21 protein-coding genes and 1 tRNA gene are annotated in these 22,402 nt (G+C 69.3%); 11 read left to right on the top strand and 11 right to left on the bottom strand.

All coding sequences use genetic code 11. The annotated features are described in order from the left end of the window. Positions 1–7 precede the first annotated feature (7 nt). The 7 genes from pth to OD750_RS02940 all read right to left on the bottom strand — a co-directional run bounded on the left by pth (position 8) and on the right by OD750_RS02940 (position 5,908). Positions 8–589, bottom strand: a complete 582-nt coding sequence (pth, locus tag OD750_RS02970) for an aminoacyl-tRNA hydrolase (protein WP_263542727.1) — start codon at positions 587–589, stop codon at positions 8–10. Between the two features lie 39 nt (positions 590–628). After that, the gene (locus tag OD750_RS02965) at positions 629–1,339 is read right to left on the bottom strand and encodes a 50S ribosomal protein L25/general stress protein Ctc (RefSeq protein WP_263542726.1); all 711 of its coding nucleotides are present in this window, start codon (positions 1,337–1,339) and stop codon (positions 629–631) included. Positions 1,340–1,539: 200 nt separating this feature from the next. After that, the gene (locus OD750_RS02960; RefSeq protein WP_263542725.1) at positions 1,540–2,496 is read right to left on the bottom strand and encodes a ribose-phosphate diphosphokinase; all 957 of its coding nucleotides are present in this window, start codon (positions 2,494–2,496) and stop codon (positions 1,540–1,542) included. A 42-nt stretch (positions 2,497–2,538) separates the two neighbouring features. Then, positions 2,539–2,614 (bottom strand) — tRNA-Gln (locus OD750_RS02955). Positions 2,615–2,745: 131 nt separating this feature from the next. Beyond that, positions 2,746–3,609 (bottom strand): 4-(cytidine 5'-diphospho)-2-C-methyl-D-erythritol kinase, encoded by an 864-nt coding sequence (gene ispE, locus OD750_RS02950; protein WP_263542724.1) that lies wholly within the window; start codon positions 3,607–3,609, stop codon positions 2,746–2,748. Continuing rightward, a complete protein-coding gene (lolB, locus tag OD750_RS02945; RefSeq protein ID WP_263542723.1) occupies positions 3,606–4,205 on the bottom strand; it encodes a lipoprotein insertase outer membrane protein LolB in 600 nt (199 codons plus the stop codon). Before lolB ends, ispE begins: the two co-directional genes overlap by 4 nt. Then, complete coding sequence (locus OD750_RS02940) at positions 4,202–5,908, bottom strand: tetratricopeptide repeat protein (RefSeq protein WP_263542722.1); 1,707 nt, start codon at positions 5,906–5,908, stop codon at positions 4,202–4,204. The genes lolB and OD750_RS02940 overlap by 4 nt, the downstream gene beginning before the upstream one ends. A gap of 246 nt (positions 5,909–6,154) precedes the next feature. Between OD750_RS02940 and hemA the strand changes: the two genes are divergently transcribed. Together hemA and prfA are read left to right on the top strand one after the other, a co-directional pair. Beyond that, positions 6,155–7,429 (top strand): glutamyl-tRNA reductase, encoded by a 1,275-nt coding sequence (gene hemA, locus OD750_RS02935; RefSeq protein ID WP_263542721.1) that lies wholly within the window; start codon positions 6,155–6,157, stop codon positions 7,427–7,429. Continuing rightward, positions 7,426–8,505 carry a peptide chain release factor 1 gene (gene prfA, locus OD750_RS02930; RefSeq protein ID WP_263542720.1) on the top strand — a complete coding sequence of 360 codons (1,080 nt, stop codon included), beginning with the start codon at positions 7,426–7,428 and terminating at the stop codon, positions 8,503–8,505. Before hemA ends, prfA begins: the two co-directional genes overlap by 4 nt. An 18-nt stretch (positions 8,506–8,523) precedes the next feature. Here the strand turns inward: prfA and OD750_RS02925 are convergent, their stop codons facing one another. Both OD750_RS02925 and ubiH read right to left on the bottom strand, forming a co-directional pair. Then, positions 8,524–9,708, bottom strand: a complete 1,185-nt coding sequence (locus OD750_RS02925) for a UbiH/UbiF/VisC/COQ6 family ubiquinone biosynthesis hydroxylase (protein WP_263542719.1) — start codon at positions 9,706–9,708, stop codon at positions 8,524–8,526. Then, positions 9,705–10,925, bottom strand: coding sequence for a 2-octaprenyl-6-methoxyphenyl hydroxylase (gene ubiH / locus OD750_RS02920; protein WP_263542718.1), 1,221 nt, complete (start codon positions 10,923–10,925; stop codon positions 9,705–9,707). The genes OD750_RS02925 and ubiH overlap by 4 nt, the downstream gene beginning before the upstream one ends. Positions 10,926–10,993: 68 nt before the next feature. On the opposite strand from ubiH, the gene OD750_RS02915 reads away from it, so the two are divergent. From OD750_RS02915 to OD750_RS02900, 4 genes are all read left to right on the top strand, one after another. Continuing rightward, entirely contained in the window at positions 10,994–11,599 is a 606-nt protein-coding gene (locus OD750_RS02915) for a histidine phosphatase family protein (RefSeq protein ID WP_263542717.1), read from the top strand. A 30-nt stretch (positions 11,600–11,629) separates the two neighbouring features. Further along, positions 11,630–12,193 (top strand): cob(I)yrinic acid a,c-diamide adenosyltransferase, encoded by a 564-nt coding sequence (locus OD750_RS02910; protein WP_263542716.1) that lies wholly within the window; start codon positions 11,630–11,632, stop codon positions 12,191–12,193. Further along, positions 12,193–13,113, top strand: coding sequence for a histone deacetylase family protein (locus OD750_RS02905; protein WP_263542982.1), 921 nt, complete (start codon positions 12,193–12,195; stop codon positions 13,111–13,113). Before OD750_RS02910 ends, OD750_RS02905 begins: the two co-directional genes overlap by 1 nt. Positions 13,114–13,425: 312 nt before the next feature. After that, complete coding sequence (locus tag OD750_RS02900) at positions 13,426–14,112, top strand: hypothetical protein (RefSeq protein ID WP_263542715.1); 687 nt, start codon at positions 13,426–13,428, stop codon at positions 14,110–14,112. 75 nt (positions 14,113–14,187) lie between these two features. Here OD750_RS02900 and msrB read toward each other — a convergent pair whose 3' ends face one another. Continuing rightward, positions 14,188–14,583: a peptide-methionine (R)-S-oxide reductase MsrB gene (gene msrB, locus OD750_RS02895; RefSeq protein WP_263542714.1), complete on the bottom strand. Its 396-nt coding sequence runs from the start codon at positions 14,581–14,583 to the stop codon at positions 14,188–14,190. 164 nt (positions 14,584–14,747) lie between these two features. Between msrB and lptD the strand changes: the two genes are divergently transcribed. From lptD to pdxA, 3 genes are all read left to right on the top strand, one after another. Then, a complete protein-coding gene (gene lptD, locus OD750_RS02890) occupies positions 14,748–17,060 on the top strand; it encodes an LPS assembly protein LptD (protein ID WP_263542713.1) in 2,313 nt (770 codons plus the stop codon). 127 nt (positions 17,061–17,187) lie between these two features. Continuing rightward, positions 17,188–18,555 carry a peptidylprolyl isomerase gene (locus OD750_RS02885; protein ID WP_263542712.1) on the top strand — a complete coding sequence of 456 codons (1,368 nt, stop codon included), beginning with the start codon at positions 17,188–17,190 and terminating at the stop codon, positions 18,553–18,555. An 8-nt stretch (positions 18,556–18,563) separates the two neighbouring features. After that, positions 18,564–19,550, top strand: coding sequence for a 4-hydroxythreonine-4-phosphate dehydrogenase PdxA (gene pdxA, locus OD750_RS02880; protein ID WP_263542711.1), 987 nt, complete (start codon positions 18,564–18,566; stop codon positions 19,548–19,550). On the opposite strand, the gene OD750_RS02875 is transcribed toward pdxA, so the two are convergent. Continuing rightward, on the bottom strand, positions 19,551–20,471 hold the full coding sequence (locus OD750_RS02875; RefSeq protein ID WP_263542710.1) for a DMT family transporter: 921 nt from the start codon (positions 20,469–20,471) through the stop codon (positions 19,551–19,553). A gap of 123 nt (positions 20,472–20,594) precedes the next feature. Here OD750_RS02875 and gcvA point away from each other — a divergent pair, with 123 nt between their 5' ends. Both gcvA and rsmA read left to right on the top strand, forming a co-directional pair. Further along, a complete protein-coding gene (gene gcvA, locus OD750_RS02870) occupies positions 20,595–21,533 on the top strand; it encodes a transcriptional regulator GcvA (RefSeq protein ID WP_263542709.1) in 939 nt (312 codons plus the stop codon). After that, positions 21,530–22,351, top strand: a complete 822-nt coding sequence (gene rsmA / locus OD750_RS02865) for a 16S rRNA (adenine(1518)-N(6)/adenine(1519)-N(6))-dimethyltransferase RsmA (RefSeq protein WP_263542708.1) — start codon at positions 21,530–21,532, stop codon at positions 22,349–22,351. Before gcvA ends, rsmA begins: the two co-directional genes overlap by 4 nt. Positions 22,352–22,402: the final 51 nt, after the last annotated feature.

The raw sequence follows: 22,402 nt of genomic DNA, 5'->3' as shown, positions 1-22,402 counted from the left end.
ATGACGACTACTTCGGCGCGGTGTGCAGCCGTTTCATCGCTTCGTTCATGTCGCCGGCCAGCGCGAGCGGCAGCACGCCGAGCGCATCGCCGACGGCGCGGATGATCGCGTCCTCGTCCTGCGCGCCGGCGCGGCCGAGCACCCACGGCGTCACGCGGTCCTTGTGTCCGGGATGGCCGATGCCCACGCGCAAGCGGTGGAACTTGCCGTGGCCGAGGTGCGCCACGATGTCGCGCAGACCGTTCTGGCCGCCGTGGCCGCCGTCGAACTTCAGCCGCGCGACGCCGGGCGGCAGGTCGAGCTCGTCGTGCGCGACGAGCATCTCGTCGGGCTCGATCTTGTAGTAGCGCAGCGCGGCGGCGACCGCGATGCCGCTCTTGTTCATGTATGTCGTCGGCTTGAGCAGCAGTATCTGGTGGCCGTCGAGCGTCACCTTCGCGCTTTCCGAATGCAGCTTCGTTTCGATGCCGAAACGCGCGCCGCGGTCCTGCGCGAGAGCGTCAATAAACCAGAACCCGGCGTTGTGCCGGGTTCTGAGATATTCGGCCCCGGGGTTGCCGAGGCCGACGATGAGGCGCAAGCCTGCCATCGGAAGTCGGACGGCGCCCGCGCGAAGCGGGCGCGCCGATTACTTCTTCTTGGCCGGAGCCGCCGGAGCCGCCGCGGCCGGCTTGGCGCCGCCCTTGGCCGGCGCCGCGCCCTTGGCCGGAGCCGCCGGAGCAGCCGCCGCCGCTTCGGCCGGAGCCGCCTCGACTTCTTCCTTGCCGACCTTCGCCAGCACGACCGCGACGTCATGTTCCTTGCCGAGCTTGAGCTCCGGCAGTTCCACGCCGGCCGGGAGCTTGATGTCCGACAGGTGGACGATGTCGCCGAGCTTGAGCTCGGACAGGTCGAGTTCGAGGTATTCGGGCAGGTCGCGCGGCAGGCACGACACCGTGACTTCGTTGAGCTCGTGCGTGATCAGGATGCCCGCGGTCTTGCCGGCCGGCGACTTTTCCTGATTCAGGAAGTGCAGCGGCACGCGGGCGCGCAGCGCTTCGTTCTCGTTGACGCGCTGGAAGTCCAGGTGCAGCAGGCGCTGCTTGTACGGGTGGCGCTGCATGTCGCGCAGCAGAACCTTCTGGTTCGCGCCGCCGATCTTCAGGTCGAGAATCGCCGAGTAGAACCACTCGTTCTGCGACGCCATGTAGACGTCCTTGTGGTCGAACTGGATGCTCTGCGGCGCTTCCTTGCCGCCGTAGACGATGGCCGGCACCTTGTCGCTGCGACGCAGGCGGCGGCTCGCACCCTTCCCCTCGTCCTTGCGGCCTTCTGCCGGAATTTCGTGAACTTTTGCCATGACACTGTTGCCTGTGGTTGAGTAAACCCGCCTCGCGGCGGAAAAACCTCGTTCGCGACCAAACGAGGGTGACGCGATCCACGGATGGATCGCCCGACCCCGGTCGCATGAGCGACCGGGGCCGGAGAACGTACGCGAGCTTTGCTTGCGTCGTTCGATCGAGAAACACGCAGGAAGCGTGTTTCTCGACATTGAAAACTTTAGTCGACGTACAACGAACTGACCGATTCGCCGAAGGCGACGCGGCGGATCGTTTCGGCCAGGAGCTCGGCCACCGTCAGCGCGCGGATGCGGTTGCACGCCTGCGCTTCGGGCGACAGCGGAATCGTGTCGGTGACCACGAGTTCGTCGAGCTGCGAATTGGTGATGTTCGTCAGCGCCGAACCCGACAGCACCGGGTGCGTGCAGTACGCGACGACCTTGCGCGCGCCCTGCTTCTTGAGCGCGTTCGCCGCGGCGCACAGCGTGCCGGCCGTGTCGACGATGTCGTCGATCAGCACGCACGTCTTGTCCTTCACGTCGCCGATGATGTTCATCACGGTCGATTCGTTCGGGCGCGGGCGGCGCTTGTCGATGATCGCGAGGTCGGCGTCGTCCAGGCGCTTGGCGATCGCGCGCGCGCGCACCACGCCGCCGACGTCGGGGCTGACCACGATCAGATTGTCGCTGCCCTGGTTGCGCCAGATGTCGGCGAGCAGGACGGGCGACGCATAGACGTTGTCGACCGGAATGCCGAAGAAGCCCTGGATCTGGTCGGCGTGGATGTCGACCGTCAGCACGCGGTCGGTGCCGACCGCGCCGAGCATGTCGGCGGCCACTTTCGCCGTGATCGGCACGCGCGCCGAACGCGGGCGGCGATCCTGCCGCGCGTAGCCGAAGTACGGCATCACGGCGGTGACCGAAGCGGCCGACGCGCGCTTCAACGCGTCGATCAGCACCAGGAGTTCCATGAAATTGTCGGCGGTCGGCGCGCACGTCGGCTGCAGGACGTAGACGTCCTGGCGGCGCACGTTTTCTTCGATCTCGACCTGAACTTCGCCGTCGGAGAACCGGCCGCAGAGCGCCTTGCCCAGCGGCACGCCGAGGCGGTGCGACACGTTTTCGGCGAGGCGCCGGTGCGCGTTGCCGGTGAACAGCATCAAGCCCGTCGTGTTCATCTCATCTGCGCCTTTCGTTTCGGACGACGTTCTTCAACGCTGTGGCTGGGGCGGTAGGACTCGAACCTACGAATGCGGGAATCAAAATCCCGTGCCTTACCAGCTTGGCGACGCCCCAGCATTTGACGACGGACGGGCATCCAGCCCGCTCGTCGTTCGAACGGCGCAAGCCGAGCTTGCGACCGTTCTCCGGCCGGCGCTCGCTGCGCGAACCCCGGCCGTGCGGTCCCTCCCTGGACCGCGGTGCGGCTACGGTTTCCCGTCGCCGTAATCCTCGAGCGCTGCCAGCAGCGGCGAACGGTTCACGCCGCGCGCAGCATACGCTGCACATCCTTCCGGGCAGTCGCGCACGATCTGCCGCGCCTGCGCCTCGCCGGCAACGTCGACGAAGACGCAGCCGCCCGAACCCGACAACCGCGCCCGGCCGTAACGACCGAGCCGGATCAGCGCCTGCGCCACCGCGGGATAGCGCGCAGCGACCACCGGCTCGAACGCGTTCGAGACCTCGGCCCCGGAAAGGAAGCGCGGAATTGTCGTGGGCGCGGCATCGCGTGTCAATTCCGGCGCCTGGAACAACGGACCGGTCGGCACCGGCGTCTGCGGATCGACGACGACGTACCAGCGTTCGGGCAGGTCCACCGGCGTCAGAATTTCGCCGATGCCGTCGGCCCAGGCCGAACGGCCGCGCACGAAGACCGGCACGTCGGCGCCGAGCGCAAGGCCGATGTGGGCGAGCGCGTCGACCGACAGGCCGCAGCGCCAGATCGCGTTCAGCGCGACGAGCACGGTCGCGGCGTCGGAACTGCCGCCGCCGAGCCCGCCGCCGGCCGGCACACGTTTGTCGACAGCGATGTCGACCCCGGACCCGGGGGCCGCGTGGGGCTGCAGCGCCTGCGCGGCGCGTACCACGAGATCGTCGTGCGGCGCGACGCCGGCCATGCCGCGCACGCGTTCGATGCGTCCGTCCGCGCGCGGCGCGAGGGCGATTTCATCGCCCCAGTCGAGCAGCTGGAACATCGTCTGCAGCGTGTGATAGCCGTCGGCGCGGCGCCCGGTGATGTTCAGAAACAGATTCAGCTTGGCCGGCGCCGGCCAGCGGGTCCACGCGGTCATTGCGCCTGCCAGCTCTCGACGAACAGGCGCACGCGGTACTTGCCGCGCGTCGCGAACACCTTGCGCGGCAGCGCGGGTGTCGCATCGTCGAACCAGTCGCGGTATTCGATCGTCCAGCCGGACTGCTTGAGCGTCGCGGGCCGGTTGCGCTCGTCGAACACGAGCTCGGCCTTCGCCTTCGGCGCGCGCAGGCCGCGCACCCAGTATTCGAGTTCGACCACCGGTACGTGCCAGCCGATTTCGCGTTCGAGCAGGCTCGCCGCGTCGCGCTCGACCAAAGCTTCGGGGCGCGCGCCCTCGAGCGTCGCACGGTCGGCGTCGCCGTGGAGGCGCCAGCGCTTGCCGGTAACCGGCGCATTGAGCGTCAGATCGTAGCGTTTGCCGTCCTGGCGCCAGTCGATCTGCGCGTTGCCGCCGTCCTCGCCGTTGGAAACGGCGATGCGTCCGGCCAGCTGCCAGCGCGTCGCGTCGGCGAGGCTCGCCTCGCGTTCGGCCTGCGCCGACAGCGTGGCGTCATCCTCGCGGATGCGCTGCGGCGCGCACGCGGCGAGCGCAAGCACGACGAGGCCCACGCCCAATGCGCGCAAGCGGCTCACAGGCCGAGCCTCTTCAAGGTATCGAGCAGCGATTTGTTCTTCGCGTCTTTCTTGCGGCCGGCTTCGAGAATCGTCTTCGCCTCGTCCTTGTTGCCGCGGTGCCACAGCACTTCGCCCAGGTGCGAGGCGATTTCCGCATCGGGCTGCTTCTCGTAGGCGCGGCGCAGCGCGGTTTCGGCCTCGGCGAGATGGCCGCGGCGAAACTGCACCCAGCCGAGCGAATCGATCACGGCCGGCTCTTCGGGTTTGGCCTTGAGCGCGGCCTGGATCAGCGTGTACGCCTCTTCGAGCTTCTGGTTCGCATCGGCGAGCGTGTAGCCGAGCGCGTTCATCGCGTCGACGTCGGCCGGCTTCAATTCGAGTACGCGGCGCAGGTCGCGCTCGGCTTCGGCGGTGCGGCCGTCGTTGGCGTAACGCAGCGCGCGCGCGTAGATCAGCCGCGTATCGTCGGGCAGCACGTTGAGACCGCGCGAGTACACCGCGAGCGCCGCCTCGCTCGACGCATCGTCGACGAGTTCGGCTTCGAGCAGGTACGCATCGCCGAGCTTCTTCGGTTCGTCGCCCGCGCGCGCCTGCAGCTCGTGCGTGATCGCGAGCGCGGCGTCGTGCTTGCCCTGGTCCTGCAGCAGCACCGCCACGCGCACCTGCGATTCGAACCAGTGCTCGTCGTCGTCGCGCACCTGCTGGTACCACGTCAGCGCGGTCGACTTCTGTTCGAGCATTTCGGCCAGCTGGCCGAGGAGTTCCGCGCGCGCGACGCGCTCGTCGGCCGGCTTGTTCTTGAGCTCGTCGTACAGCGCCTGGATCAGCGCCTTGTCGCGCGACCGCGCGACGTACGCGGCACGCGCCGCGTAGGTGTATTCGTCCTGCGGCCCTTCGGCGAGCACGCGCGCGGCGGCGGGGTTGTCGCCTTCCTCGCCGAGCAGGATCGCGTATGCGGCGCGCAGGCGGATGTCCTTGGGCGAGCGCTTGATCGCCTCGGCGTACTGCATGCGCGCCCGCATCTTGTCGCCTTCTTCGCCGGCGAGCTGCGCCGACCACGAATACGCCTTGCTGCCGCCGAACTTTTTCACGGCCGCGTCGGCGAGCTGCCGTGCGTAAGCCTTGCGTTCGAGCTTGTAGGCGAGCTGACTCAGCGCGACCCACGTCTCCTCGTTCGCCGCGGCGAGCGCCGACGGCATCGCCAGCCGTTCGAGCAGCTTGCCGGCGGCTTCCTTGTCGGTTGCGCCGAGCAGCACCTGGCCGATCAGCCGCCAGCCCTGCCCCTGCGGCTGCGCGTTCAGCGAATCGAGCGCGCGGAACGCGGCTTCCGTGTCGCCTTCGACGAGCGCGAGCGCCGCGTCGGTCTGCACGACGCCCGAATCGCCCGGGCGCAGCGCGCGCCATCGCGTCAGCGTCTCGCGCGCGAGCTTGTAGTCCTTCGCCGCGAGTGCCAGGCGCGTCGCCTGTGCGGCAACCGACGGGTCGTCCGACAGCGCCGCCGCCGCGGCATAACGTCGCGCCGCGTCCGGCAGATTGGCGTCGCCGAGCGCGAACTCGCCGGCCAGCATCTGCGCGAGGGCGTCCTCGTCGGCCGGCGGCTGCGTCACCTTGTGCGTCGCCAGCGGCTGGGCCGCCGTCGCGCCGCGCTTGGGCGCCGGCACGCTCGCGCAGGCCGTCAGCGCGAAAGCAGCCACGAAAATCAACGTCTTGCGTAGATCCACGATTGCAGTCATCGGATTCCAGAGTGCGTGATGCGTCGGCCTCAGAACGTTTCGGCGCGCCGATGTTCCCGGCGTGCGCGGCGCGCAACCGGCTCCCCGGCGGCGGCCCCTCGCATCATCGGGATCGGGGCCATTGCTTGATCTTGCAAGGTCGCGCCTCCAAACTTGCCGCGCGACGCTCAAGGACGCGGACGCTTCCCTTCCTCGAAAGCTTAGCCGATTGTCGCCCGTGCGGCCCCGTCATCCATGGCACTGCTAGCCCTCGGACTCAATCACCTCACCGCCCCCGTCGATCTGCGCGAACGCATTGCGTTCGGGCCCGACGAGGCGCGTGCGGCGTTGAGCGAACTCGTCGGCCAGAACGGCGTGCACGAGGCGATGATCCTGTCGACCTGCAACCGGACCGAGCTGTACTGCTCCGTGGCCGACGGCGCCGAGCCGGTGCCGGCCGACTGGCTGCACCGCCACCACCAGCTGACCGGCGGCAAGCTCGACGAATTCCTGTACCGCCACGACGACGCGGCGGCCGTGCGGCACATGTTTCGCGTCGCGACGGGTCTGGATTCCATGGTGCTCGGCGAGCCGCAGATCCTCGGCCAGGTCAAGGACGCCTACCAGCTCGCGCGCGAGGCGCACACGCTCAAGGCGCCGATGGAACGCCTGCTGCAGCACACGTTCGCGGTCGCCAAGCGCGTGCGCACCGACACGCGCATCGGCGCCAATCCGGTGTCGGTCGCCTATACCGCCGTGCGCCTGGCCGAACAGCGCTTCGCCGATCTCACCGGCGCTTGCGTGCTGCTGATCGGCGCCGGCGAAACGATCGAACTCGCAGCACGGCATCTCGCCGACGCGAAAGTGCGCCGGCTGATCGTCGCCAATCGCACGATCGAAACCGCGCAGAACCTCGCGCACCGCTGCGGCGGCTACGCCATCGGCCTGTCCGATCTCGGCCAGCACCTCGCCGAGGCCGACATCGTGATCGCCTCGACCGCGAGCCGCGAGCCGATCGTCACGAAGCCCATGGTCGAAGCGGCGATCCGCGCGCGCCGGCGCAAGCCGATGTTCATGGTCGACATCGCGGTGCCGCGCGACATCGCCGCCGACGTCGCGAAAGTGGAAGACGTATACCTGTACACGATCGACGATCTCAAGCAGGTGATCGACGAGAACCTGCGCTCGCGCGAAGCCGCGGCGCGCGAGGCCGAGGCGATCATCGAGCTGCAGGTCGAGCGCTACATGGCGTGGCGCCGCGCGCTCGACCTCGGCAATCCGGTGCAGGACCTGCGCCGCCACGCCGAAACCGACCGCGACGACGTGCTCGCCCGTGCGCAGGCGCTGCTCGCGCGCGGCAAGACGCCGGAAGAAGCGCTCGCGTTTCTCGCCAACACGCTGACCAACAAGCTGCTGCATGCGCCGAGCGCGAACCTGCGTGCCGCGACGCTGCGCGGCGACACCGAACTGATAAAGGCCGCGGCGCGACTGTTCGATCCCGCGGCCGCGACCGACGACAAGGACGTATGACTCCCTCGATCCGCCGCAAGCTCGAACAACTCGCCGAACGCCACGAGGAAGTCGGCGCGCTGCTCGCGCAGCCCGACGCGCTCTCGGACGCGAACCGCTTTCGCAACCTGAGCCGCGAATACGCGCAGCTCGAACCGGTGACGGCGGCGCTCAAGGCGTACGACGCGAACGAGGCCGAACTCGCCGGGGCCGAGGCGATGCTGCGCGATCCGGACATGCGCGAACTCGCCGAAGCGGAGATTCCCGCGCTGACGCTGCGTCGCGAGTCGCTCGACAAGGAACTGCAGGTTCTTTTGATTCCGAAAGATCCGCGCGACGATGCGAACCTGTTTCTCGAAGTGCGCGCGGGCACCGGCGGCGACGAGGCGGCGATCTTCGCCGGCGACCTGTTTCGCATGTACGCGCGCTACGCCGAGCGGCAGGGCTGGAACGTCGAGGTGCTGTCGGCGAGCGACGGCGAACACGGCGGCTACAAGGAAGTGATCGCGCGCGTCGAAGGCAAGGGCGCGTATGCGAAGCTCAAGTTCGAATCGGGCACGCACCGCGTGCAGCGCGTGCCGGCGACCGAATCGCAGGGCCGCATCCACACGTCGGCCGCCACGGTCGCGATCCTGCCGGAAATGGACGACATCGACGACGTGGAAATCCGCGACGCCGACGTCAAGGTCGACACGTTCCGCGCATCCGGCGCCGGCGGACAGCACGTCAACAAGACCGACTCGGCGATCCGCGTGACGCACCTGCCGACCGGCATCGTCGTTGAATGCCAGGACGAGCGCAGCCAGCACAAGAACCGCGCCCGCGCGTTCGCGCTGCTCAAGGCGCGCCTGCTCGACGCCGAGCGCAGCAAGCAGCAGGCCGAACAGGCCGAAAACCGGCGCCTGCAGGTGGGCTCGGGCGACCGCAGCCAGCGCATCCGCACCTACAATTTTCCGCAAGGCCGCATCACCGACCATCGCGTCGAGGGGCTCACCCTGTACCGCCTGCCGGAAATCGTCGAGGGCGATCTCGACGATCTGATCGGACGGCTGGTGCAGGAGTATCAGGCGGATCAGCTGCAGGCGTTGACGGGGTGACGCGCGCGGCCGGCGACGTCACCGCCCCGCCGCATGCCCCATCAGCAATCGCTTCACCGGCCCCAGCGCGTTGACCACGCGCACGCCGACGCCGCGCGCAGCGACGAGCGGTTCGAACCCGCTGCGGAACAGCCGGTCGATGCCGTCGAAGCTCCACGCGCTGATCGCGTTGTCGCTGCGCCGGCGACGTTCATAACGCCGCAAGGTGGGTTCCGCCGCCGGATCGGCGCCGCGCGCACGCGCCGCGCCGATCGCTTCGACGAGCGTCGCGACGTCGCGAAAGCCGAGATTGACGCCCTGCCCCGCGAGCGGATGCACCTGATGCGCCGCGTCGCCGATCAGCGCGAAGCGCGGTGCGATGTAGCGCTCGGCGAGCTTCAGCTTCAGCGGAAAACTCGCGCGCGGCGTCGTTGCGAGGATCGGTCCGAGCCGGAAGTCGAACGCGCAGCCGAGTTCGGCGCGAAACGCATGGTCGTCGAGCGCGAGCAGGCGCTCGGCTTCGGCGTCCGGCACCGACCAGACGATCGAACTGCGCCCGTCGGCGAGCGGCAGGAACGCGAGCGGCCCTTGCGGCGTGAAGCGCTGCCACGCCGTTTCTTCGTGCGCGCGTTCGGTCGCGACGTGCGCGACGATCGCGCGCTGGCCGTAGTCGCGACCGCGAGTCGCGATGCCGGCGAGTTCGCGCAGCGGCGAGGCCGCGCCGTCGGCGGCGATCGCGAGCTTCGTCGCGACGCGCGCCTCGTCGGCGAACGTCAGCTGCCGCACGTCGCCGTCGTCGCTCGTCGCGACGACGCGCGCCGGACAGGGCCGCTCGATGCGCCCGTCGCGTTCCACCGCCTGCCACAGCGCGTGCTGGATGAGGCGGTTTTCGACGATCCAGCCGAGTTCCGGCTGCGCGTACTGCGCGGCGTCGAAGTCGAGCGCGGCGCCGTTTTCGGCATCCCACACGTGCATGCGCCGGTAGGCCGATGCTCGCGCGGCGGCGATGTCGCGCCAGACGCCGAGCCCGTCGAGCAGGTCGACCGACGACGGCGCGAGCGCGACGACGCGCAGGTCGACCTCGTCGTCGGCGCGCCACGGCGGCGGCACGCGTTCCTCGACGAGCGCGACGCGCAGGTCGGCTTGCGCGAGCGCGAGCGCGGTCGCGCTGCCGACCATGCCGGCGCCGACGACGACGGCGTCGTACGCGCCGCGCCGGCTCACGGCCTGCGCCCCAGCGCGTACGCGGTCGGCGTGCCGCGGAATCCCATGCCGCGACGCGCGGCGGCGCTCTTGAGCGGTGTAAACGTATCCATCAATACCAATCCCAAAGTTCGCAAAGGGCGCAGCGGCGAGGCCGGATTGCACGCCAGCCGCACGAGGCCGTCGCTGAACGCGAGCGTGCCGTCGCGGTCTTCCTGCCGCGCGGCGGCGTAGCCGGCGAGCAGTTCCGGCGCGCCCGGGTCGCCACCGGCGCGCGCGGCGGCAATCACGCGCTCGGCCAGCGTCAGCGCATCGCGCAGGCCGAGATTGAATCCCTGCGCGCCGATCGGATGGATCGTCTGCGCGGCGTTGCCGACGAGCACCGCGCGCGGCGCGACGAGCGTATCGGCCAGCACGCGGCGGATCGCGTGCGCCTGCCGACGCCCCGGCCGCGCGAGCCGTCCCGCGCGCCAGCCGACGCGCGTCTGCGCATAGGCGACGAACGCCGCGTCGTCCATCGCGGCGATGGCCTGCGCCTCGTCGTTCGCGACGCTGAGCACGAGCCCGGCGCGACGCTCGGTCAGTGGCAGCAGCGCGACCGGCCCGGAGTCGCTGAAGCGCTCGATCGCGCAGCCGTCGAGCGCGCGTTCGGGCGTTACCGTCGTGACGATCAGCGTCTGGCCGTAGTCGAGCGTCCGCGTGCCGATGCCGCACGCGCCGCGCACGAACGAAGCGGTGCCGTCGGCGCCGACGACGAGTCGTGCGCGCAAGGTTTCCACACCGTGCGCGCCTGCGATACGCAGCGCGACGCGGTCGGCCGACGGCGTCAGCGCCTCGACCGTGGCCGGCGCGCGGCGGACCAGCGTTGTGCATTGTTCCAGTTGTTGCAGCAGGCCGTTGCCGAGTTCGCGCGCCGGCAGCACGGCGCCGAGCGCGTCGACGCACTGCGAGGCCGCGTCGAGCCGCAGCGCGCCGAACTCGCCGGCGCGGCTCACGTGCACGCGGCGGATCGGCGTGGCGCGCGCGGCCACGCGCGGCCACACGCCGAGCGCGGTCAGCGCGTTGACGCTGGCGCGGGCGAGCGCGAGATTGCGTTCGTCGTAGCTCGGCTGCGCGTCGGCACGCGGCGCGGCGGCTTCGATCAGGGCGACGGACAGGCCGCAGCCGTCCAGGGCGATGGCGAGGCTGGAACCGACCAGGCCGCCGCCGGCAATCAGTACATCGACGTCGGTATCCATCGCACGATGATAACGGGCGGATGCGGCGGTTCGCTATGATCGGCCGATCCTGCGCAACGAACCTTCCCATGGAACTGATCCTCGTGCGCCACGGCGACGTCGAAGCCGCGCCGGGCCTGTGCATCGGCTGCACCGACGTCGCGCTGTCGGCGACCGGATTCACCGCGATCCAGCGCCTCGCGGCGCAGTGGATCGGGCGAGTGCCTCGCTTTCTGTTTTCGAGCGACCTGCGCCGCGCGCAGCAGTCGGCGCAGGTGTTCGCCGCGCGCTTCGCGACCGAGCCGCTCGCCGATCCGCGTCTGCGCGAGGTCGATCTGGGCGAATGGGACGGCCGCCACTGGGACGAGATCGCACGCACCGACGCGGCGCGCTACCGCCATTGGGCCGACAACTGGGTGATCCAGGAAGCGCCCGGCGGCGAGAGTTTCGCCGACGTCGTACGGCGCACCGGCGCGTGGCTGTCGGCGCTGCTGTCGTCGACCAACGACGACGACGTGGTGCTGGCGATCGCGCACGCGGGGTCGATACGCGCGCTCCTGTGCCATGCGCTCGGCCTGCCGCCGGCGCGCGCGTTCGCGCTGCGCATCGGCCACGCGCAGGCGAGCGCCGTCGTCTGTCGCAACGGACAGTTTGAAGTAAGCTATTTGAACGCCTCGCGCTTCGAGGCGATGTAGCGCACGAACGCTTTCACGCGAAAGGACGCCATGGGCAACCGGCTTTCGAAAATCTACACGCGCACCGGCGACGACGGCACGACCGGCCTCGGCGACGGATCGCGCGTCGCCAAGGATTCGGCACGCGTCAACGCCTACGGCACGGTCGACGAACTCAACAGCGCGCTCGGCATGCTGCTCGCGCACGAAGTACCCGACGCCGTGCGCGAATGCCTGACGCAGGTGCAGCACGACCTGTTCGACCTCGGCGGCGAGTTGTGCATTCCGGGCATGGCGGTGGTGTTCGACGCCGACGTCGAGCGCCTGGAGAACACGCTCGACGGCTTCAACGCCGACCTGCCGCCGCTCAAGGATTTCATCCTGCCCGGCGGCGGCATCGCGGCCGGCACGTGCCATCTCGCCCGGACCATCTGCCGCCGCGCCGAGCGCGACGTCGTCACGCTCGCGCGCCACGACACGGTGCGCCCCGAGGCGACGCGCTATCTCAACCGTCTGTCCGATCTGTTGTTCGTGATCGCCCGCGTGCTCGCGCGCGCCAGCGGCCACGGCGAGGTGCTGTGGCAGCACGAGCGGCGCAAGAAGCCGCAGGCGTGATGCCGCTCGCGCTCGTCACGCACGCGAGCTGCCTCGCGCACGAGCCCGGTGCGGGGCACCCGGAGTCTCCGCTGCGCCTGAAAGCCGTGCTCGAAGCGCTCGACACCGACCGCTTCGCCGCGCTCGACCGCGTCGACGCGCCGCGCGTCGCGCGCGAGGCGCTGGCGCGCGTACACGACGCGGCGCTGATCGACACGGTGTTCCGCAACGCGCCGAGCGCCGGCGAAGTGCGACTCGACCCCGACACCGCGATGTCGCCCGGCTCGCTCGAAGCGGCGCTGCGCGCGGCCGGCGCGGTCGTCGCCGCGGTCGACGGCGTCGTCGACGGACGCTACGACCGCGCGTTCTGCGCGGTGCGCCCGCCGGGCCATCACGCGACGCGCGACGAGGCGATGGGCTTTTGCTTTTTCAACAATGTTGCCGTCGGCGCGGCACACGCGCTCGAGCGGGGCCTCGCGCGCGTGGCGATCGTCGACTTCGACGTGCACCACGGCAACGGCAGCCAGGATATTTTCTGGAACGACGCGCGCGTGATGTACGCGTCGACGCATCAGTGGCCGCTGTATCCCGGCACCGGCGCGCAGAGCGAAACCGGTGCGGGCAACATCGTCAACGCGCCGCTGCCGCCCGGCGCGGGCTCGGCGCAGTTCCGCGCGGCGATCGAAACGGTCGTGCTGCCGGCGCTCGACGCGTTCGCGCCGCAGCTCGTGATGATCTCGGCCGGTTTCGACGCGCACCGGCTCGATCCGCTCGCCAACCTCAACCTCGATGCCGACGACTACGCGTGGGTCACGCAGCGCCTCGTCGACGTCGCGCGCCGGCACGCGCAAGGCCGCGTCGTCTCGTCGCTCGAAGGCGGCTACAGCCTCACCGCGCTGCGCCAGTCGACCGCGGCGCACGTCGCGGCGCTGATGGACTGACAGGTTCGAGCGCCGTTCGACGTAACTGCTCAGGTGCCCGGCAATCCCCGAAGCCGGGCGCAGGCGGGGAACAGCGGCGCCGGATCTCGACCCCCGGGTCCGGCGCCGCAGCTTTTCGGACCCCGCGCCCTCGACGCTTCCGCGCCGATCGTCGCCGACGATCGCACGGCATCTTGACGCCTGCGTATGGTTAGGCGAAGTTCGAGCCTCGCCCCTGGGAGAGAGGGGCGAGCCCCCATCGCCCTTCGACGGGCAGCGCTCGCGGCATTCGTGCCGATGCGGGCCGCCGCCCCACGCCTCGCGGAGAATGCCATGACGTTGAAGAACCTGGTCCTTGCCACGACGATCGCGCTGCTGCCCGGCGCCGCCGCACTGGCCCAGAACACCGTGGACCTCGAAAACTACAAGACGATCTATCCGACCGCGACGCCCGAAATGCGCAGCGCGCTCGATCAGGCGCTCGCCGCGCAATATTCGGCCGTCAGCAAGTCGTGGCCGGTGCCGAACGGCCCGGTCGAAGGCGACCTGTGCACGCCGGCGGCTCCGGCCCCGGTCAACCCGTTCACGATTTCGTCGACCACGGTCGGAGCGACGAACAACTACGACATCGCGACCACCTGCGGCGTGACCCAGACCCTGTTCGGCGGCACCGGCGGCTCGCTCGACGTGGCCTACAGCGTCGTGACCGACCAGAACTGCAACGTGACCGTCCAGGCCGATCCGACCGGCACCAGCTGGGATCTGGCGCTGTACGTGCTGGCGGCGCCCGGCGCGGCCTGCACCCAGTTGCCGTCGCTGGCCGACGGGCAGTGCGTCACGATGGACGACGACGGCGGCGGCAACGTCACCGAAACCGTCACGTTCGCCGCGACCGCCGGCACGCAGTACTTCGTCATCGTGGACGGCTTCAACACCGCGACGGGTCCGTTCGACCTGACCATCACCGGCACCGGCTGCAATCTCGTGCCGGTCAAGCTGCAGAGCTACTCGGTCGACTGACGCACCGACGCATCTTCGCGAATCGGCCGCGACGACGCGTCGCGGCCGAGCCTCGTCGTTCGACGCGGAAGCGTCTTACGCTTCCTTGAAATCGAGCGCCGCCGAATTGATGCAGTAGCGCAGACCGGTCGGCTTCGGGCCGTCCGGAAACACGTGCCCCAGATGCGAGTCGCAGCGCGCGCAGCGCACCTCGACACGGCGCATGCCGAGCGTCGCGTCCTCGTGCTCGCTGACGGCCTCGGGCCTGAACGGCCGGTAGTAGCTCGGCCAGCCGCTGCCGGAATCGTATTTCGTGTCCGACCCGAACAGCTCGGCGCCGCACGCCGCGCACAGGTACGTGCCGGCGTCGTGGTGGTCCCAGTATTTGCCGGTGAACGCCCGTTCGGTCGCCGAACAGCGGCAGATCGCGTATTGCTCGGGCGTCAGTTCTTCGCGCCATTGCGCATCGGTCTTCTCGACTTTGTCGTTCATGGGCTCTCCGTGGAGTTTTTGCTGCCCGTTACATGGCGGCGATTAATGGGCGATCAACGACTTGGCGCGATGCCGATTGCCGCAGTGCAGCGCTTTCGGGCATCTTACGCGCCTCATCCCCGCTTGAAGACCTTCCCGTGCCGCGCAATCTTTCGCGTTCTCCGATGCTGCGCCACCTGGTCCGGGCCACCGCGCTGTCGCTGTACGGCGCGAGCGCGCTCGCCGCGGCGCCCGCGAGCACGGGTTGTCCGGCCCGCGCGATCCAGTGCAAGGCCGACGATTTCAGCCTGTGCAAGCCCAACGCCCTCCTCGACTTCTACACGCCCGGCCTGCCGACGACCGGCGACCGCAACGCCGCGCCGGCCGACTTCGAGGCCGACCGGTTCGAGTCGGCCGACCGCACGAAGTACGTGCTCGAAGGCAAGGCGAAGATCAACCGCGTCGACCAGCAGGTGCAGGGCGACCGCCTGACCTACTGGACCGAAACCACCGCCTGGCTCGCCGAAGGCAACGTGCGCTATCAGGACGCCGGTCTCCTGATGTCGGCGTCCAAGGGCCAGGGCACCACGACGCCGAACACGGCGACGATGACCGACGTGCGCTACCAGATGCTCAATTCGCGCGGCAACGGCACCGCCGCCGAAGCCAAGCTCATCGACGCCGACCACGCGACGATGCAGAAAGTGGAATTCACCACCTGCGATCCGGACGACGTCCGCTGGCGCTTCACCGCCAAGGACATGGCGATCGACCAGGCCGAAGGCATCGCGCGCGGCCACGACGTGACCCTGCGCATCGGCAATACGCCGATCCTGTGGCTGCCGTACGCGCGCTTTCCGATCAGCGACGAGCGCCAGAGCGGCTTTCTGTACCCGAGCTTCGGCTACAACAACCGCGCCGGCATCGATTTCACGCTGCCGTACTACCTCAATCTCGCGCCGAACTACGACGCGACGCTGTATCCGCGCATCCTCGGCCAGCGCGGCCTGCTCGCCGGCGCGGAGTTCCGCTACCTGACCGACCGCCATCGCGGGCAGCTCGAATTCACCTACATGCCGCACGACCGCGACGCCGACCGCGAGCGCGGCTATTTCCACTTCAACAACTTCAGCGCGTTGGCGTCGAACTGGAATTTTTCCGCCAACCTCAACCACGTTTCCGACAAGCGCTACTTCGAGGACTTCGGCGACAGCCTGTCGACCGTGTCGACCGCGCTCTTGCCGTCGAACGCGTACTTCAACGGCTCCGGCCGCGGCTGGACCGCGAGCATCGGCGGCGACCGCTACCAGATCACCGATCCGTCGCTCGGCGACCAGTTCGAACCGTACCGGCGCCTGCCGCGCGGCACGTTCGAGGGCGAGCTGGGCCTCCTGGGCGGCCTGCGCGGCGGCATCAAGAGCGAGTTCGTCTCGTTCTACAAGGAATGCGCCAAGGACAGCCGGACGCTGTCGGGCGACAACATCCTGTGCCCGCCGAACGGCGAGCGCCTGGACCTCTACCCGTACCTCAACCTGCCGCTCGAAGGCGCGTCCTGGTTCCTGCGACCCGAAGTCGGCGTGCGCTACACGCGCTACGACGTCACGCAGAACGCCTGGTCGACGGTCGAGAACACGGCCGACCGCTTCCGCTACCGCAACGATTCGCCCAAGCGCACGACGCCGATCACCAGCGTCGACGCCGGCCTCATCTTCGAACGCGACACCAACCTCTTCGGCACCGCGTACACGCAGACGCTCGAACCGCGCCTGTTCTACCTGTACGTGCCGTACCGCAACCAGGACGACCTGCCGATCTTCGACACGCAGCCGCTGTCGTTCGACTTTCCGCAGCTGTTCTCGACGAACCGCTTCACCGGCGCCGACCGCCAGATGGACGCGAACAACCTGACCGCCGCGGTGACGACGCGCCTGTCCGAAACCGCGACCGGCGCCGAGCGCCTGTCGGCGAGCTTCGGCCAGATCCGCTATTTCGACGACCAGCGCGTGCAGATGCCGGGCGTGCCGAAGACCGACTACGCAGGCTCGGCCTATGTCGCGGAACTCGACCTGCACCTGTCCGACCGCTGGCGCCTCAAGCTCGCCGACCAATGGAACCCCAACGGCGACCACACCGACCTGTCGACCAGCAGCCTGCAGTACCGTTTCGGCGAGCGCGGCGTGCTCAACCTCGGCTACCGCTACCGGCGCGACTTCCTCGAGCAGACCGACGTGTCGGCGCTGATCCCGCTGAACGAGCGCTGGCGCCTGATCGGCCGCTGGAACTACTCGCTGCGCGACAACGACACGTTCGAGGGGCTCATCGGCGTCGAGCACGAAGACTGCTGCATCGCCTGGCGCGTGCTCGCGCGCCAGTACGTGCGCGACGCGACCGGCAAGGCCAGCAACGGCCTCTATTTCGAGATCGAATTCAAGGGCATCGGCGCGATCGGCCAGAAAACCGACGACTTCCTGCGCCGTGGTATTCTTGGCTATCAATGAGCCCGGACGTCGCCGTTCAGGCCGCAGTACGGGTCGCCGTGCACACTCGGCGGCTCTTGGTTCGACCCACATTCCAACGCCCGCCGCGGCTACGCCGCCGGGCATGCGTCAATCCCACGGATCGCCGATGAAAAAGCTCGCGTTCGCTGTTGCCCTGACTCTGTCGTTCGCCGGCGCCGCGCAGGCCCAGTTCCTGCAGCCGACGCAGCCCGCCGCCCAGGCGCCGTCGGGCGATCCCAACTCGCTCAACAAGATCGTCGCCGTCGTCGACGAAGACGTGGTGCTGCAGAGCGAACTCGACCGCGCGGTCAACCAGGTGCTCGCGCAGTACCAGCGCAATCCGCAGCAGCTGCCGCCGCGGCCGGTGCTCGAACGCCAGGTGCTCGACCGCCTGATCATGACCAAGCTGCAGGTCGCCAAGGCCGAACAGACCGGCGTGCGCATCGGCGACGTCGAAGTCGACCAGGCGATCGCCGGCATCGCGCGCCAGAACAAGCTCGACGTCGACCAGCTGCGCGCCGCGATCGCGCGCGACGGCATTTCCTACGACGAATTCCGCCGCAACCTGCACGACGACCTCGTCGGGCAGCGCCTGCGCCAGCGAGTCGCGCAATCGACCCAGGCGACCGACGCCGAAATCGACATCCTGCTCGCCAGCAACAGCCTCAAGACCGGCGAAGTGCACCTGGCGCACATCCTCATCGACGTGCCCGAGGGCGCGAGCGCCGAACAGATCGCGGCCGCGCGCGAGAAGGCCGAGAAGGTCAAGGCCGACATCGACGGCGGCCTCGATTTCGCCGCCGCGGCGATCCGCTCGTCCAACGGTCAGGACGCGCTGCAGGGCGGCGACCTCGGCTGGCGCCGCTACGACGAAGTGCCGGCGATGTTCGCCGACCTCATCCAGGGCATGGCGCCGGGGCAGGTGTCGCCGGCGATGCGCGGTCCGGCCGGCTTCCACATCCTGAAGCTCGTCGACAAGCGCGAGTCGTCCAAGCAGGTCGTCACCGAATTCCATGCACTGCACATGATGATCCGCGTGACCGAAGTCGTCGGCGTCGAAGAAGCCGAAAAGAAGGCGAACGATCTGCGCCGTCGCATCGTCGAGGGCGGCGAGGATTTCGGCGCGCTCGCCAAGGCGAATTCGCAGGATTCCACCAGTGCGAACAACGGCGGCGATCTCGGCTGGTTTCCGATCGACACGTACGGCCAGCAGGTGGCCGAAGTCGTGTCGCGCCTGAAGGACGGCGAGGTCAGCGAACCGTTCCGCAGCAACGTGGGCTGGCACTTCGTCAAGCGCCTCGGCATGCGCGAGCAGGACCGCACCGACGAGGCGCGCCGCCAGCTGGCGCGCGACGCGATCCAGCAGCGCAAGGCCGAAGAGGAATACGGCAACATGCTGCGCCAGCTGCGTTCGGAAGCCTACGTCGAGTACCGCCTCGCCGGCTTCGACGCCGAGGGCAAGCCGAAGGACGCGCCGGCCGCCTCGGGCGGCTGACGGACCGCATGACCCGACGCCTGCCCCGCCTCGCGCTCACGCCCGGCGAGCCGGCCGGCGTCGGACCCGAACTCGTCGCCGAGCTCGCCGCGGGCGATATCGCGGCCGATCTCGTCGCGATCGCCGATCCGGCGCTGCTCTACGCCGCCGCGGCCGCGCGCGGCCTCGCGCTCACGATCCGCGAGTACGACGGCGCCCCGCTCGCCGAACGCGCCCCCGGCGAGCTGCGCTGCATTCCGGTCGCCACCGCGCATCCGGTCGTCCCGGGCACGCTCGATCGCGCGAACGCCGGCTACGTGCTCGACACGCTCGCGCGCGCGGCCGACGGGTGTCTCGCCGGCGAATTCGACGCGATCGTCACCGGCCCGGTGCACAAGGGCATCATCAACGACGCCGGCGTGCCGTTCAGCGGCCACACCGAATTCTTCGCCGCGCGCGCGGGCAGCGACGTCGTCATGATGCTCGCGACGCCGAGCCTGCGCGTCGCGCTCGCCACGACGCACCTGCCGCTGCGCGCCGTCGCCGACGCGATCACGCGCGAAGGCCTCGTGCGCACGCTCGCGATCGTGCACGCCGACCTCGTCGACAAGTTCGGCATCGACGAGCCGCGCATCGCGGTGTGCGGCCTGAACCCGCACGCGGGCGAAGGCGGCCATCTCGGCTCCGAGGAAATCGAGACGATCAAGCCCGCGCTCGACGCGTTACGCGCGGAGGGCATGCGCCTGATCGGCCCGCTGCCGGCCGATACCGCGTTCGTACCGGAGCAGCTCGAACGCTGCGACGCGGTGCTCGCGATGTACCACGACCAGGGACTGCCGGTGCTCAAGGCCCAGGGCTTCGGCTCGGCGGTGAACGTGACGCTGGGCCTGCCGTTCATCCGCACGTCGGTCGATCACGGCACCGCGCTGGATCTCGCAGGCAAGGGCACCGCCGACGCGGCGAGCCTCGTCGCCGCAGCGCGCATGGCGCTGCGGCTGGCCTCACTCAAACGCTGATCACTTCTCGGCGCAGGGCGCCATCGCGGCCTGCAGCACGACCGCGCTCTTGCGCCGCGGCAGCTTCACCTTCTCGAACACGAGCGCGACGGCGAACAGCACGAGGCCGAGGCCGATCACGATGGCCCAGGTCACCGCTTCGTGCAGGAACACCGCGCCCCAGACCTGCGCGAATACCGGCACCATGAACGTCACCGTCGTGCCGCGCTCCGGGCCCGCTTCGCGCAGGATGCGGAAATACATGACGAACGCGATCGCGGTGCAGACGAGGCCGAGCGCGGCGAGCGCCAGCGCCGGCGCGAGTGCCGGCACCGTCGTCGGCGCGTCGGCGATCAGGAACGGCAGCAGCAGAACGGCCGCGCCGACCTGGCTGCCGGTCGCCACGACGACGGGATCGGTCGTCGCGAACAGGCGCCGCACTTCGGCCGCGCCGACCGCGTACAGCATCGCGGCGCCGAGGCCCGCGGCGAACGACAGGAACGTCAGCGCGGTCAGCGTGACCGTGCCGAAGCGCGCGATCGTCACGACGCCCGCGAGGCCGACGACGACGCCGACGAATTTCGACAGCGACGGCCGCTGCTTGTGCAGATACCAGCCGAGCAGCACCGCGAAGAGCGGTACCGTCGCGTTCAGCACCGCCGAGTAGCCGGCCGGCAGATAGCGCGCCGTGAACGCGAACAGCAGGAACGGAATCGACGCGCTCAGCGCGCCGATCCACAGATACGCCTTCCAGTTGGCGCGAAAATTCAGCCGCGCGCCCTGCATCGCCGCGAACGCGAGCAGCGCGACGGCGGCGAGCGCCAGACGGCCCGCGGCGGTGAAACCGGTGCCGAACACGGGCACCGCGATGCGCATGAACAGGAACGATCCGCCCCAGATCATCGCAAGCACGACGAGACGCACGATCAACGACAGACTCATACCGGACTCCTCGCAGCGATGTCAGCCACGCCAACGGTTGCGCTGCAACATGTGCATGGTATGACTCGACAACAAGCCAAGAAATCGATACTTTCTGGGCGCTAACGTTAATGGAACTCACAGATGCGCGCCTGGCAGCATCTACCCTCGCTGCGCACGCTGCGCATCTTCGAATCGGCCGCGCGGCACCTCAACTGGACGCGCGCCGCCGCCGAACTGCATCTGACGCACGGCGCCGTGAGCCTGCAGATCAAGGCGCTCGAAGACGAACTGGGCCTGAAGCTGTTCGAACGCGAAGGCAAGCGCACGTGGCTCACCGACGCGGGCCACCAGCTCGCGATCGGCGTACGCGAGGCCATGGATCAGCTCGCCGCGACCGTCACGCGCGTGCGCGAGCGCAGCGCCGGCCACATGCTCACGGTCAGCGTGCTGCCGTCGTTCGCGTCGGCCTGGCTCGTCGGCCGGCTCGGCAGCTTCATCGCGCGGCATCCCGAAATCGAACTCAATCTGCAATCGACGAGCGCGCTCGCCGACTTCCGCAACGACGGCGTCGATCTGGCGATCCGCTGGGGCAACGGCCCGTGGCCCGGCCTGCGCTGCGACAAACTGCTCGACGACGAGCTGTTTCCGGTCGTGAGTCCGAAGCTGCTCGGCCGCAACCGGCGAAGCCTGCGCGAACCGGTGCAACTGCTCGACCTGCCGCTCGTGCGCATCAAGCAGCACGCGCGCCTGAACGACTGGGTGCGCTGGTTCAGCGCGGCCGGCGTGCGCACGACCGAACCGCGCCGCGGCCCGGTGTTCGACGATACCGAACTCGCGCTGCGCGCCGCGGCGCAAGGCCAGGGCGTCGTGCTCGCGCGCTCGTCGCTCGTTGCGCACCGCCTCGCCTCCGGCGAACTGATCGCGCCGTTCGCGCTGCGCGTGCCGTCGCTGTACGCCTACTACCTCGTCTGTCCCGAAACCCATGCCGAGAAGCCGTCGGTGCAGCGATTCCGCGCCTGGCTGACCGAGGAAATCGCCGCCGCCTCGCCGCTCGCGCCGCCACAGGAACCCTCATCGTGAGCCGCCGCCATCTCGCCCCCACCGACGACGCTTCGGGAGAACATGTACACAAGAAGCGTTTTGGACAACACTTCCTGCACGACCCGGGCCTGATCCGCCGCATCGTGCAGGCGGTCGCGCCGAAACCCGGCGACCGGCTGATCGAAATCGGTCCCGGCGAAGGCGCGATCACGCTGCCGCTCCTGCGCGAACACGGCGAACTTACGGTCATCGAACTCGATCGCGATCTGATTCCGCGCATCGAAGCGGCGGCCGCCGGCATCGGCACGCTCGGCGTCATCCACGCCGACGTGCTCACGGTGAATTTCACGGCGCTCGCGCAAGGCGGCACGCTGCGCGTGGTCGGCAACTTGCCGTACAACATTTCCAGTCCGATCCTGTTCCACTGTCTCGACCATGCCGGCGCGATCGCCGACATGCATTTCATGCTGCAGAAGGAAGTGGTCGACCGCATGGCCGCCCCGCCCGGCAACAAGGTGTATGGGCGCCTGTCGGTGATGCTGCAGCTCTACTGCCGCGTCGAGCCGCTGTTCAAGGTGCCGCCCGGCGCGTTCAACCCGCCGCCGAAGGTCGACTCGGCGGTCGTACGCCTGACGCCGCTGGCGCAGGACAAGCGTCACGACGCCGATCCCGCGCTCGTCGAGCGCATCGTGCGCCACGCGTTCGGACAACGCCGCAAGACGCTGTCGAACGCGCTCTCCGGCGTCGCGACGGCGGCGCAGATCGACGCCGCGGGCATCGATCCGCGCACGCGCGCCGAGCAGCTGGCGCCGCAGCGCTTCGTGGATCTGGCGAAAGTCGTGGCGGCTTCGGCGTGAACCCGAAAGCGTCGAGGTTGCGATAAATACGCACGTCGCCGAGAATTTCCG

The organism is Tahibacter soli (assembly GCF_025717065.2).
In the GTDB taxonomy this organism is placed as follows: Bacteria; Pseudomonadota; Gammaproteobacteria; order Xanthomonadales; family Rhodanobacteraceae; genus Tahibacter; species Tahibacter soli.
This window is presented reverse-complemented; position numbering and strand designations above follow the sequence as displayed.

Coding starts and splice junctions, on each gene's coding strand:
- OD750_RS02900 (WP_263542715.1), top strand. CDS start 13,426: ATGACGTTGAAGAACCTGGTCCTTGCCACGACGATCGCGCTGCTGCCC.
- prfA (WP_263542720.1), top strand. CDS start 7,426: ATGACTCCCTCGATCCGCCGCAAGCTCGAACAACTCGCCGAACGCCAC.
- msrB (WP_263542714.1), bottom strand. CDS start 14,583: ATGAACGACAAAGTCGAGAAGACCGATGCGCAATGGCGCGAAGAACTG.
- OD750_RS02965 (WP_263542726.1), bottom strand. CDS start 1,339: ATGGCAAAAGTTCACGAAATTCCGGCAGAAGGCCGCAAGGACGAGGGG.
- pdxA (WP_263542711.1), top strand. CDS start 18,564: ATGACCCGACGCCTGCCCCGCCTCGCGCTCACGCCCGGCGAGCCGGCC.
- ispE (WP_263542724.1), bottom strand. CDS start 3,609: ATGACCGCGTGGACCCGCTGGCCGGCGCCGGCCAAGCTGAATCTGTTT.
- ubiH (WP_263542718.1), bottom strand. CDS start 10,925: ATGGATACCGACGTCGATGTACTGATTGCCGGCGGCGGCCTGGTCGGT.
- hemA (WP_263542721.1), top strand. CDS start 6,155: ATGGCACTGCTAGCCCTCGGACTCAATCACCTCACCGCCCCCGTCGAT.
- OD750_RS02905 (WP_263542982.1), top strand. CDS start 12,193: ATGCCGCTCGCGCTCGTCACGCACGCGAGCTGCCTCGCGCACGAGCCC.
- OD750_RS02960 (WP_263542725.1), bottom strand. CDS start 2,496: ATGAACACGACGGGCTTGATGCTGTTCACCGGCAACGCGCACCGGCGC.
- OD750_RS02910 (WP_263542716.1), top strand. CDS start 11,630: ATGGGCAACCGGCTTTCGAAAATCTACACGCGCACCGGCGACGACGGC.
- pth (WP_263542727.1), bottom strand. CDS start 589: ATGGCAGGCTTGCGCCTCATCGTCGGCCTCGGCAACCCCGGGGCCGAA.
- OD750_RS02875 (WP_263542710.1), bottom strand. CDS start 20,471: ATGAGTCTGTCGTTGATCGTGCGTCTCGTCGTGCTTGCGATGATCTGG.
- OD750_RS02915 (WP_263542717.1), top strand. CDS start 10,994: ATGGAACTGATCCTCGTGCGCCACGGCGACGTCGAAGCCGCGCCGGGC.
- gcvA (WP_263542709.1), top strand. CDS start 20,595: ATGCGCGCCTGGCAGCATCTACCCTCGCTGCGCACGCTGCGCATCTTC.
- lptD (WP_263542713.1), top strand. CDS start 14,748: ATGCTGCGCCACCTGGTCCGGGCCACCGCGCTGTCGCTGTACGGCGCG.
- OD750_RS02885 (WP_263542712.1), top strand. CDS start 17,188: ATGAAAAAGCTCGCGTTCGCTGTTGCCCTGACTCTGTCGTTCGCCGGC.